Origin of the sequence: Paractinoplanes atraurantiacus, from assembly GCF_900215205.1 — a bacterium.
GTDB lineage: Bacteria > Actinomycetota > Actinomycetes > Mycobacteriales > Micromonosporaceae > Actinoplanes > Actinoplanes atraurantiacus.
In genome coordinates this window covers 264,648-276,424 of record NZ_OBDY01000008.1, presented here as the reverse complement: position 1 = coordinate 276,424, position 11,777 = coordinate 264,648, and the positions used below count along the sequence as shown (strand labels likewise).

At 71.4% G+C, this 11,777-nt stretch carries 9 protein-coding genes; 3 read left to right on the top strand and 6 right to left on the bottom strand.

The genetic code is table 11. The annotated features are described in order from the left end of the window. Window positions 1-78: 78 nt before the first annotated feature. From CRP55_RS20800 to CRP55_RS20775, 6 genes are all read right to left on the bottom strand, one after another. Window positions 79-1,188 (bottom strand): DUF917 domain-containing protein, encoded by a 1,110-nt coding sequence (locus CRP55_RS20800; RefSeq protein WP_097321771.1) that lies wholly within the window; start codon window positions 1,186-1,188, stop codon window positions 79-81. A 139-nt stretch (window positions 1,189-1,327) separates the two neighbouring features. Continuing rightward, complete coding sequence (locus tag CRP55_RS20795) at window positions 1,328-2,593, bottom strand: hydantoinase/oxoprolinase N-terminal domain-containing protein (protein ID WP_097321770.1); 1,266 nt, start codon at window positions 2,591-2,593, stop codon at window positions 1,328-1,330. Window positions 2,594-2,610: 17 nt separating this feature from the next. Beyond that, on the bottom strand, window positions 2,611-3,609 hold the full coding sequence (locus tag CRP55_RS20790) for an ABC transporter permease (RefSeq protein WP_097321769.1): 999 nt from the start codon (window positions 3,607-3,609) through the stop codon (window positions 2,611-2,613). Continuing rightward, window positions 3,606-5,120: a sugar ABC transporter ATP-binding protein gene (locus tag CRP55_RS20785; RefSeq protein WP_097321768.1), complete on the bottom strand. Its 1,515-nt coding sequence runs from the start codon at window positions 5,118-5,120 to the stop codon at window positions 3,606-3,608. The genes CRP55_RS20790 and CRP55_RS20785 overlap by 4 nt, the downstream gene beginning before the upstream one ends. A gap of 1 nt (window position 5,121) precedes the next feature. Further along, a complete protein-coding gene (locus CRP55_RS20780) occupies window positions 5,122-6,138 on the bottom strand; it encodes a sugar ABC transporter substrate-binding protein (RefSeq protein ID WP_245923214.1) in 1,017 nt (338 codons plus the stop codon). Then, window positions 6,135-6,470 (bottom strand): antibiotic biosynthesis monooxygenase family protein, encoded by a 336-nt coding sequence (locus tag CRP55_RS20775; RefSeq protein ID WP_097321767.1) that lies wholly within the window; start codon window positions 6,468-6,470, stop codon window positions 6,135-6,137. The genes CRP55_RS20780 and CRP55_RS20775 overlap by 4 nt, the downstream gene beginning before the upstream one ends. Window positions 6,471-6,765: 295 nt before the next feature. Here CRP55_RS20775 and CRP55_RS20770 point away from each other — a divergent pair, with 295 nt between their 5' ends. Genes CRP55_RS20770 through CRP55_RS20760 form a run of 3 tightly spaced genes read left to right on the top strand, consistent with a single transcriptional unit; the run spans window position 6,766 to window position 11,728 of the window. After that, window positions 6,766-8,808, top strand: coding sequence for a hydantoinase/oxoprolinase family protein (locus tag CRP55_RS20770; RefSeq protein WP_097321766.1), 2,043 nt, complete (start codon window positions 6,766-6,768; stop codon window positions 8,806-8,808). Beyond that, the gene (locus CRP55_RS20765) at window positions 8,805-10,523 is read left to right on the top strand and encodes a hydantoinase B/oxoprolinase family protein (protein WP_097321765.1); all 1,719 of its coding nucleotides are present in this window, start codon (window positions 8,805-8,807) and stop codon (window positions 10,521-10,523) included. The genes CRP55_RS20770 and CRP55_RS20765 overlap by 4 nt, the downstream gene beginning before the upstream one ends. Beyond that, a complete protein-coding gene (locus CRP55_RS20760) occupies window positions 10,520-11,728 on the top strand; it encodes a metal-dependent hydrolase family protein (RefSeq protein ID WP_097321764.1) in 1,209 nt (402 codons plus the stop codon). Before CRP55_RS20765 ends, CRP55_RS20760 begins: the two co-directional genes overlap by 4 nt. Window positions 11,729-11,777: the final 49 nt, after the last annotated feature.

The window sequence follows — 11,777 nt, the reverse complement described above, 5'->3', positions numbered from 1 at the left end:
GCACGCCGGTCCTCATCGGCGCGCCCTTGCGCTCGGGCTGCCGTTCATCGGCGCGCCAGTCATATACGGGCCGCCGATTCATCGGCGCCTCGGGTGTTCCAGCGGGATCCCGTGCGAGGACAAGCCGACCATCTCCATTCCCTCCGGTGAGTACCAGACCGCGTCGGCCGGGGTGACCAGCACGTCGACCAGGTCGCCCGGCTCCAGGCTGTCCAGCGTGGCGAGGGCGCCGCGGGAGACGTCGAGCAGGCACATCAGGTCGGGCGCGCCCGCGATCAGCGCGCCGTCGGCGAAGACGGCCACGATCTCGCTGCGCAGCTCGATGCGCAGCTGCCGGCCGAGCCCGCCGGTCTCCTCGACGACCAGGCTGGACGGGTGGGCCGGGATGGTGACGTCGTTCTGCCGGCTCAGGTGCTCGAGCTCGGCGATACGCCCCCGGGCGATCCGCCGGCAGCCGGTGATCGCGCCGAGCCGGGTCACCAGCGCCTCCGGGTCGGTGGTCTCCAGGAGCACCCGGCCCACGTTGGTGATCCGGGACATCGTCCCCGGCAGTGCGGCTCGGCGCAGGGTTCCGGCATTGATGGGGTACGCGGCGAGCGCCGCCCACCCGCCGACCGTGTCGACGTTGGCCCGCAGCATCCGGTCGGCCCGCGGCCCGGAGAGCACCTCGACCAGCACGCTCTCCCCGGTGGGCCCGACCGCGGCGAGCGGCGTCGGCGACACCCCGGCCAGGTGCATGGCGGTGTGGTGGATGAGCGCGAAGGTGCGGCCCATCCCGTCCGCGTCGATCAGCGGAACGCCGAGCTGGGCGGCCGTCACGACCGGGACCAGCGCGCTGATCGTGGCCGCCGCGAGCGGATAGACCGCGCCGAACGTCACCTTCTGCAGCCGCTCGATCTGGCGGACCGCGAGCACGAACTCGTCCCCGGCGGGCGGCAGGTCGGCCATGGCCGACCCCGAGCCGAGCACGCACACCGCGATGCACTGCGTGTCCGGCGCGACCGACTCCACGCGCATGAGCGGCACCGGCCCGTTGCGTTCGAGCAGCCCGGCCAGCCACGACGTCACCGACGAGCGCCCGGCGTCACCGACCGCGGGCGAATAAAACTTGGCCCCTTCATACAGTGCGGGCACGTCCTCGGCGCTGATCGAGGCCATCGCGCCCAAATACCCGGCGCCGCCGCTCATGCGCCGCCCCCTCCGCCGGACGCGGCCCGGCGCCGCCCGGCGTGGGCGGTCACGCGGCGGCCGGACGCCGCCCAACGCCGCCGCGCGCGGGCGGCCGTCCCGCGGCGGGAGGCGGCCCGGCGGCGCTCGGTGCAGGCGGTCATCCGGCGGCCAGGGCGTCGTCGGGGGCGCCGGCCACGCGGACGCGGATTCGTACGGTTCCGGACGGGCTGTACGGCACGGCGACCGTGGAGGTCTCGGCGATGTGGGTGGTGCCGGGGGCGGCGCCGTTGGCCATGACCATGGCGGTGGCGCGCTCCTCGACGTCGCGGCGGACGCGTTCCAGCTCGTCGGCCGACTCGATGAAGGCGACCTCGTCGAGCCACGAGGCCGGGCGGGCGATGGCCGCGCCCACGCAGGCCAGCAGGTCGGGGTTCTCGGCCAGGACGAGCGGCACGTCGGCGCCGCGCGAGCTCTGCCGGGGCTGCGGGGTGAGGGCGGCCGTCGGCACCACCAGCTCGGTGCCGAGGCGCGGCTGGTCGGCCAGCCGGACCACGGCCAGGCGGTGCCGCACCTCGCCGGCCACGTCCTGGCCGTCGCGGCGCAGCAGCACCCGGCAGTCGTCCAGGCCGGCCAGGTGGGCCGCCCCGCACAGCTCGAGCGCGTCGGTCGCGCCGAACGCCATGACCGGGGTGACCCTGATGCGCGACGGCGTGCTGTAGCCGCCGTCGCCGCGGGCGACCCGCAGGCGTACGTCACCCGGAAGTCTGGCCAGGGTCCGCTCGCAGCGGTCGAGCAGGCGCTCGGCCAGCGCGGTCAGCGCGCAGTCGAGCACCACCGTCGCCTCCCGCGCGGTCAGGCCCTGGCCGCCGTAGTCGCTGGCCACCGAGATGCGGGCGCCGGGCACCGCGGCCTGGACGGCGTCGGCCACCTCGCGCTCGTGGGCGGGCTTGGCCTGCGAGCCGGCCGCGACCACGGCCACGTGCCGGATGCCCGTCGCGGCCAGGGAGGCGGTGACCTCGGCCAGCGCCGCCCGGTCGAGCGGGATCAGCTCGTTGCCGAGCAGGTCGTGCCCGCCGGCGACGGTCCACCGGCCGGCGACCCGGCGCTCCACCACCTCGGCCGGCGAGCGGGCCAGGACCGGGTCGGTGGCGGCGCGCGGCACGATCCGCACCACCGCCACCGGCGGGATGTCGCTCTCGGGGCGCAGCAGCGTGTCGAGCAGCACCGGCGCGATGTCCACGGTCACGGCGTCGGCCCCGCCGGGCGCCAACCGCCGCGCGGCCGCGACCGCGGCCGCGATGACCCCGTCGGCGTCGGTGCGGGCCGGCGCGACCGGCTCCACGGGAACCGCGGTGGCGCCGTGGACCACCGCCGCGTACGCCCGTTCCGGCCGTAGCGAGACGCCGATGGTTGGTGCCGACATTGCGACATCCTAGTCCGTCATCTTGTGCGTTTCCGCAGCCAGCGGTCCATGGTCACGGCGAACAGGATCAGGCAGCCCTGCAACACCTGCTGATAGATCGTGTCCCAGCCGAGCAGGTTGAAGCCGTTGCCGATCAGGGTGAGCAGCAGCGCGCCGACGATGCCGCGCCACACCGCGCCCTCGCCGCCGAGGATGCTGGTACCGCCCACGACCGCGGCCGCGATGGCGGTCAGCTCCATGCCGGTCGCCATCGTCGACTGGGCCGAGCCGGCCCGCGAGGCCAGGATCAGACCGGCCAGCGCCGAGCAGATGCCGCTGATCACGAAAGCCGACACGTGGATCGAGCCGACCCGGATGCCGGAGAGCCGGGCCGCTTCGGCGTTGCCGCCCACCGCGTACAGCCGCCGCCCGAAGGTCGTCCGGGCCACGATGACGCCGATGGCGGCGACCACCACCACGAAGACGATGGTGGCCGAGGTCAGGCCGAACAGCGACGGCCAGGTCAGCATGCCGAAGTCCTCGGCCTGGGTAGCCAGCGGATAGACGATGGCGCCGCCGGTCACCATGACGGCCAGGCCCCGGTAGACGAGGCTGGTCGCCAGCGTGCCGACGAACGAGTTGACGCCGCTGCGGGTCACCACCATGCCGGTGATGAAGCCGAGCAGGGCGCCCGCCGCGACGGCGCCGGCGAAACCCACGTACACATTGGTGACCTTGACGATCTGCACGCCGATGATGGCCGACAGGGCGAGCGTGGCGCTCGCCGTCAGGTCGAAGACGCCGCTGATGATGCAGACCGTGGCGCCGACCGCGAGCAGGCCCAACACGGCGGTCTGATCCAGCAGGTTGACGAGGTTGGCGCTGGTCAGGAACGTGTCGGTGCTGACCGACAGGGCGATGACGATGACCACGAACGCGGCCACGATGCCGTAGTCACGCAGCCGGAAGGCCAGGCTCGACACGCCGGCGGCGGCCGGGGGCCGGGTCACCGCCGGTGGGGAGACGTCGACGCTCACGGGGAAACCTCCTGATCGCCGAACGCGGCGGAGATGACTGTCTCGGGAGTGGTGCCGCGCGGGTACTCCCCCACCGGCCGGCCGTGCCGCAGCACGAGCACCCGGTGGGAGAGGGCGAGCAGCTCCTCGATCTCCGAGGACACGCAGACGACCGCCATGCCGTCGCGGGCCAGTTCGGTGATGAGGTGGTGGATCTGGGTCTTGGCGGCCACGTCGACGCCGCGGGTCGGCTCGTCGATGAGCAGCACCCTCGGCGAGCGCAGCAGCCACTTGGCGAAGAGTGCCTTCTGCTGGTTGCCGCCGGAGAGCGTCTCGATGGCAGCGGCCGGGTTGGCCGCCCGGATGTCCACGGTCTTCGAGATCTCGCCGACCGCGTCCCGTTCGGTCTTCTTCCGCACGAACGGGCCGACCCGGCGGCCGGGCAGCGACGACAGGGCGACGTTCTCGGCCACCGAGCGGACCATCACCAGGCCCTGCTCCTTGCGGGACTCGGGCACCATCGCCACCCCGGCCGCCATCGCGTGCCGCGGCGTGCCCCTCTTGAGGGCGGCGCCGTCGACCTCGACCACACCCTCGGTCGCCTTGTCGGCGCCGAAGAGCAGCCGCAGGGTCTCCGTGCGGCCGCTGCCGACCAGCCCGGCGATGCCGAGGATCTCGCCCGCCCGCACCTCGAGGTCGACGCCCTGGACCAGCCCGCGGCGCAGGCCGCGGGCGCTGAGCACGACCGCGGCATCGGCCGGGACGGGGTCCGGGTCCGGATAGAGGACGTCGATCTCGCGGCCCACCATCTGGGCGACCAGGTCGCGCGGGGAGGTCTCTTCGGCTTTGCCCGTACGGATGAGGTTGCCGTCCCGGAGCACGGTGACGCGGTCGGCCACGGACAGCACCTCGTCGAGGAAGTGCGAGATCAGGATGATCGTGGTGCCGTTGGCCGCGAGCCGGCGGATGAGGCCGAGCAGGTTCTCCTTCTCGTGCTCGCTGAGCACCGCCGTCGGCTCGTCCAAAGCCAGCACCCGGGCTCCGCGGGCCAGCGAGCGCAGGATCTCGACCTGCTGCTGCACGCCGATCGGGAGCCGGTCGACCCGCTCGGCCGGGTCGACCGTGAAGCCGGTCAGTTCGATCAGCTCGGCCAGCCGGCGCTTGTCGTGCCGGGCCCTGATCCAGCTGCCGCGCTGCGACCACTGGGCCAGGAACACGTTGTCCAGCACGGAGAGCGCCGGAACGAGCGCGCCCTCCTGCGAGATCAGGCTGACCCCGTGGGCGATCGCGTCGCGGGGGCTGGCGATGGTGACCTGCTCGCCGTCGAAGCTGATCGTGCCGTCGTCGGCCCGGATCGCCCCGCCCAAAATCTTCAGCAGCGTGCTCTTGCCGGCGCCGTTCTCGCCGACCAGGCCGTGCACCTCGCCCGGCGCGATGTCGAGGTCGACGCCGCGCAGCACGGAGACGCCGCTGTAGCTCTTTCCGATGCCCCGCACCGAGATGGACGGGGCCCGGTTGACGTCGGTCGTCATGTCAGTCCGAGTAGTCGGCCGTCTGGCCCTCGAGGGTGGTCTTGGTGCCGAGGCAGTTGAAGTCGGTCAGGGTCGTGCAGACCACGGTCGACTCGGCCACGCTCTGACCACGGGCCTTGGCCAGGCCGAGCTCGGCCGCTTTCGCGCCCGACTTCTTCTCCGGTACGGAGTAGACGCCGTACCAGGTGCCCTTGTTGACGTAGTCGTAGGCCTGGGTCGAGCCGCCGTTGCCGACGAAGGTGATCTTCTTGCCGGCCGCGAGCGGGGTCGCGCCCTCCAGCGCCTGCGACGACCCGATCACCACGTTGACGTCGGGGTGGGCCTGGAGCAGGTTCTGCATCGCCGTACGACCGCTGTCGGGGGTGTATCCGCCGACGAAGTTGGAGATGACCTCGGCGGCGCCGCCGGCCTTGAGGGCCTTGACCGCGGCGTCGGTGCGGGCGGTGTCGAGCGGGTAGTTCGCGAAGCCTTGGAAGTACGCCACCTTGCAGGCCCCGTCGGTGACGGTCTTGCAGGCCTCGTTGCCGAGCTTGGCCAGGCCGTCGCCGTTGACCGTGGGCGGGTCGATGATGGTGACGGTGCCGGGGATCTGCGGGTCGGCCGTGTCGTACTTGCCGCCGACCGGGGTGAACTCGATGACCGTGGGGATGCCGGCCGCGACCGCCTGCTTGACCGGATTGACCATCGCGGTGCCGTCGTTGGCCTGCACGATGATGACGTCGTAGCGCTTGGAGGTGACGGCGTCCTGGAGCTGGTTGACCTGGGTCGGTCCGTCGAAGTTCGAGTCGAGGAAGGTGGCCTCGGCGTTGTTCGCGGCCGCGTACTCCTGGATGCCGGCCCAGGTGGCCTGCGCGAAGGAGTTCGCCTTGGCGAAGCCGAAGAATCCGATGCTGAGCTTCTTGTCGGCCGGCGCGGCGGTCGTCGTGCCGCCGGCGGCGCCGCTGTCGGGCTTGCTGCAGCCGGCGATCAGGACCGCGGCGGCCAGGCCGGCGCTCGCGAATTTGGCAACTCGTATCACTGGTGCTCCTCTGTCTGCGAAGAGGGCTCGACGAGCTCGAAAACTCCGCCAACGAGCGGCTCGTCTTCCCGGATGTCCAGTAGTGCGGTGAGCCCCTCGGACAAAGAGGCCCGCCACGGGTCGGCGACCCAGTTGCCGTAGTCGGCCGCGGTGTCCCAATCGGCGGTGACGATGTGGGTCGCGGCGCCGGCGTCAACGGATCGCAACAGTTCGGCGGCTCGGCACCCGGGGAACGTCCGGGCCCTCTCCAGGACCCGGTTGTCCGCGTAGAAGGTCTCGAGGTCGGCCGACCTGCCGGCGGCCGCTCGAAGGGTGAGGACGCTGCGGAACACGGGGCCTCCCGGTGCTGTCGGGTTCAGGAGTTGGCAAATGCTGACGGTGGCCGGTCCGCCACGGATGTGCGCTGAGCACAGCGGCGCGGCGGTTCGCTGTGCAGGTATGGGTTCGGCGCTTTTCACGGGCCCGGCGGCTCGATCGTCAACGATTGACATGGCAAATAAGCCCGTGAAACGTTCGGTTCCTCGCCGCGCCAACCGGCGACTTCTCTCTCGGCTTTCTCGACAGCCGTCACCCTTCGCATGCCGCTGGGCTCAGCCGCCGCATGCGCTTCGGCGAAAGGCGAACACCATGACCAGCACCAGCCGCGTGGCCATCGACGTCGGGGGCACGTTCACCGACGTCGTGGAGCTGACGCCGGCCACCGGGGAGATCCGGTTCGGCAAGGTACCCACGACGCCGTCGCAGCCCACCGCGGGCGTGCTCGACGCGTTCGGCACCACCCAGGCGCCGCTCGCCGAGGTCGGCATGTTCACCCACGGCACGACGCTCGGGCTCAACGCGCTGCTGACCCGCACGGGTGCCCGCACCGCGGTGATCGGCACGGCCGGGTTCCGCGACGTGTACCTGCTCGGGCGGACCGACCGGCGCACCAACTACGACATCACCTACCGGCCGCCGCCGGCGTTGCTCGAGCGGTACGACACGTTCGAGGTGCCCGAGCGCAGCCTGTTCGACGGCTCGGTGCACCTGCCGCTGGACGAAGAGGCGGCGCGGGCGGTGGCGGCCACGATCGCTTCCCGGGGCTACGACTCTGTGGCTGTGGCCTTCCTGCACTCGTACGCCAACCCGGCCCATGAAAGCCGGATGCGGGAGATCCTGGCCGAGGTGGCGCCCGACGTGGTCGTGACCGTCTCGCACGAGCTCTCCCGCGAATATCGCGAGTACGAGCGGACGAGCACGGCGGTGCTCGACGCCTACGTGAAGCCCATCGTCCGCCGCTATCTCACCCGGCTTGAGGGCGAGCTCGCGGCGGGCGGCTTCGAGGGGCGCTTCCTGATGACCCGCTCGGGCGGCGGCGCGATGACCGCCAGCGCGGCCCGCGAGCAACCGGTCAGCCTGATCCTGTCCGGCCCGGCCGGCGGCGTCATCGGGGCGACCGAGTTCGGCAAGCTGATCGGGCAGCCCAACCTGATCACCATCGACATGGGCGGCACCAGCCTGGACGCGTCGCTCGTGGTCGACGGCGCGCCGGTGCTGCACCAGGGTGCCGAATTCGAGAACCTGCCGATCAACACGCCGTCGCTCTACATCCACACCATCGGCGCCGGGGGTGGCTCGATCGCCTGGCTCGACGAGGCGGGCGCGTTGCAGGTCGGACCGCAGAGCGCGGGCGCGGATCCGGGGCCGGCGTCGTACGGCAAGGGCGGCACACAGCCGACCTTCACCGACGCGGCTCTGGCGGTGGGGTACATGGGTGGTTCGGCCGCGCTGGGCGGGCGGCTGACTCTCGACGACCGGGCCGCGCTTTCCGCGTTGTCGGTTTTGTCGGACAAGCTGGACATGGAACCGCTGGCCCTCGCCCGCGGCATCATCCGGATCTCCACGACCAAGATCATGGGAGCCGTACGGGCGATCACCGTCGAAGTGGGGCGCGATCCCAAGGACTTCGCGCTGTTGTCGTTCGGTGGCGGCGGCGGGCTCGTCGCGGTGGACGTGGCGCACGAGCTGGGCATCCCGACCGTCATCGTGCCGCCCGGCCAGGGCGCCTTCTCGGCGTTCGGCATGCTCTTCGCGGACGTTCAGCACGACTTCGCCCGTACGGCGGTGACGCCGCTCGCCTCGCTGGACTCCCCCGCGGTCGCGGCCTCCTACGAGGAGATGGCGGCCGAGGCCGCTGCCGCTCTGGCCGCCGAAGGATTCGCCGCCGACGCCCAGGTGCTTTCCTACAGCGTCGATGTGCGCTACGCCGGGCAGGAGCACACGGTCACCGTGCCGGTTCCCTCGCTTTCTTCCGATTTGTCGGCCATCGTCGGGCAGGAGTTCACGGAACTCCACGAGCGGCAGTACGGGCATGTCATGGACGACCCGATCGAGGTGACCACGCTGCGGCTGCGGGCCAGCGGGCAGGTCTCCAAGCCCGTTCTTCGCACACTGGCGACGGGGGAATCGCGCGCTCTTACCCCCGAGGGCACCCGCGACGTGTACGTCTCCGCCTCGGAACCGGCCGTGCCGTACGCGCTCTACACCCGCGAGAACCTGCTGGCCGGTGACGAGATCACCGGGCCGGCCGTCATCCACGAACACACCGCGACCACCGTCATCCACGCCGGCGACCACCTGCGGGTCGGCTCGCACGGCGAAATGGTCATCACCGTGAAGGCGGATTCATGATCGACTCCATCACCATCGAGGTCATCCGGCACGGCCTGCTGGCCGGGGCCGAGGAGATGGCCCGCAACCTGTGCCGCACGGCCTACAACACCGTCGTCTACGAGATTCACGACTACGGCATCGGGATCCACGACGCGAACGGCGACGTGGTGGCCGACGCGCCCGGCATCGCCGTCTTCACCCGCGGCAACGACCACGGCATCAAGCGGGCGGTCGAGTTCCTCGGCGCCGACAAGATGCTGCCCGGAGACGTGTTCCTGCTGAACTATCCGTACTGGTCGTCGGCGCACACGCTGGATCCGCTGGTGTTCGCGCCGATACACAGCGACGGCGAGCTGATCGGCTTCGCGTCGTGCCGCATCCACGTGCTCGACCTGAAGCAGAAGGACGCGGGATACGTCCTCGACTCCACCGACATGTACCAGGAGGGCATCTTCTTCGCGGCGGCCAAGCTCTACCGCGAAGGGGTGGCCAACGACGACGTGTTCAACGTGGTGCGCTTCAACAGCCGCATGCCGGAACGGACCATCGGCGACCTTCAGGCCCAGGTGTCGGCGTGCTTCACGGGCGTCAGGCGTACACAGGAAATCGCTTCCAAATATGGCGCCTCGGTGCTGACCGAGGCGATGGCCGCCATCAACGACCACGGTGAGAGGCTGGCCCGGCTGGCGCTGGCCAAGCTGCCGAAGGGCACGTGGACGGCGCACGACTTCGTCGACCAGGACGGCGTCGACCTCGACCGCATGATCAAGATGAACGTGACCGTCACCGTGACCGACGACGAGATGATCGTCGACTGGACGGGCAGCGAGAAGGACGTCCGGGGACCGATCAACCTGCCGGTCGGGCAGACCGAGGCGTTTTGCAGCCTGATCTTCAAGTCGTTGACGACGCCGGACACGCCGGTGGTGGCGGGCAACTTCCGGCCGCTGCGGGTCGTCACGGAGCCCGGATCGGTGATGCACGCGGTGCCGCCGATGCCGACGTTCACGCTCTGGACGGGGCTGCTCGGCGGCGAGGTGGTGCTGAAGGCGCTGGCCCAGGGCATGCCCGATCTGGTGCCGGCGTGCTCGGGCGGCGACGTGTGCTCGATGATGGGGCTGGGCGTGAACCCGCGCAACGGCGAGGCGTGGCTGGAGGCGACGAACGAGGCGGTCGGCTTCGGCGGGCACGCGGGCGGCGACGGCGCGGACGGCATCATGCACCTGTCGGAGCCGGGATGCCGCAACAACCCGGTCGAGGTGCTGGAGACGAAGTCGCCGATGTTCATCGAGTCGTACGGCTACCGGCCGGACACGGGAGGCGCGGGCAAGCACCGGGGTGGCGTGGGGGTGGGGCGCTCGTACCGTTTCACGGCCCCGTCGACGGGCATCTGCATCGTCTACAAGACGAAGACGAAGCCGTGGCCCATCGAGGGCGGCCGCGAGGGCGACAACAACCACATCGTCCTGAACCCGGGAACGGACCGGGAAAAGGTGACGGGCGGCAGCTACAACCTGCTGGACACGGGCGACGTGCTGGTCAACAACACGGGCGGAGGTGGCGGCTACGGCAACCCGTACGACCGGCAGCCGGCCCGGGTCGCGGCGGACGTCCGCAACGGCTTCGTCTCGGTGGCCGCGGCCCAGGAATTCTACGGTGTGGTGGTCGACCCGGTGACGTTCACGGTGGACGAGGAGGCGACCGCGCGCCTGCGGTCGTCGGTGCCGGCGTGACCCCCTCCCTGACCATCATCAACGCGACGATCTTCGACGGCGTCAACGGCGACCTCGTCGAAGGCTCGGTGCACGTCGCCGACGGCCGGATAACGGCCATCGGCGGCGGCGCCGCCCCCTCACCTACCTCCGCGCGGGTGATCGACGCGCGCGGGCGGACGGTGCTGCCCGGGCTCATCGATGCGCACTGCCACGCGTACGGCATCGATCTGAACATGCTGCAGCTGGAGTCGCGGCCCTTGAGTTACATCGCGCTGGCCGCGGCGAAGCGGCTGGCCGGCGCCCTGTCCCGCGGTTTCACCACCGTGCGGGACCCGTCGGGCGGCGACGCGGGCCTGGACCGCGCCATCCGGGAGGGCTTGATCCCGTCGCCGCGCTACTTGTGGACCGGCGCGGCCTTGAGCCAGACCGGCGGCCACGGCGACGTGCGCGCGGCCGACTCGGACGTGTGCGGCTGCGGCGCCCACACGGTCGAGGTGGTCGACGGCGTGGATCCGCTGCGGGTGGCCGTCCGCGACCGGCTGCGCCGCGGCGCCCACGCCATCAAAATCATGGCGTCGGGCGGCGTGGTGTCGCTGACCGACCCGATACGCATCCCGCAGTACTCGCCGGAGGAGATCCGCGCGGTGACTTCGGAGGCGGCGAGGCGGGGCAGCTACGTGGCGGCCCACGCCTACTCCCCCGAGGCGATCCGCCACGCGGTGTCGAACGGCGTCCGCACCATCGAACACGGCAACCTGCTGGACGCCCCGGCGGCGTCGCTGATGGCCGCCGAGGGCGCGTTCCTGGTGCCCACGCTGGCCGCCTACGACGCGATGGACCGCCGCGGCGACGCCCTGGGCATGCCTTTGGTGTCGCAGCGGAAGAACCGCGAGGTCTTGGAGGCCGGCCGCAAGGCGGTCGAGCTGGCCCGGGCCGCCGGCGTCCAGGTCGGCTTCGGCACCGACCTGATGGGCGTCCTGGAGGAGGAACAGCTCCAGGGCCTGCGCCTCCAGGCGGAGGTGGACGGCGTACACCTGGCCCTCCAGTCGGCGACCTCGGTGAACGCCACCCTGATAGGCCGGGGCGACGACCTGGGCCGCGTAGCTCCCGGCTACATAGCCGACCTCCTCATCATCGACGGCAACCCTTTCGAGGACCCGTCAGTGCTGTGGTCCGGCCCCGCCAACCGCACAGTCATCCAGTCCGGCACCGTAGTCGCCTGACGCACCGGGCGCCGGTCCCCACGACCGGCGCCCACCCCCACCGCGCCCA

What these genes read in the sequence shown, in the direction of transcription:
- CRP55_RS20785 (WP_097321768.1), bottom strand. Translation starts at nt 5,120, where the DNA reads ATGACGACCGACGTCAACCGGGCCCCGTCCATCTCGGTGCGGGGCATC.
- CRP55_RS20795 (WP_097321770.1), bottom strand. Translation starts at nt 2,593, where the DNA reads ATGTCGGCACCAACCATCGGCGTCTCGCTACGGCCGGAACGGGCGTAC.
- CRP55_RS20765 (WP_097321765.1), top strand. Translation starts at nt 8,805, where the DNA reads ATGATCGACTCCATCACCATCGAGGTCATCCGGCACGGCCTGCTGGCC.
- CRP55_RS20800 (WP_097321771.1), bottom strand. Translation starts at nt 1,188, where the DNA reads ATGAGCGGCGGCGCCGGGTATTTGGGCGCGATGGCCTCGATCAGCGCC.
- CRP55_RS20770 (WP_097321766.1), top strand. Translation starts at nt 6,766, where the DNA reads ATGACCAGCACCAGCCGCGTGGCCATCGACGTCGGGGGCACGTTCACC.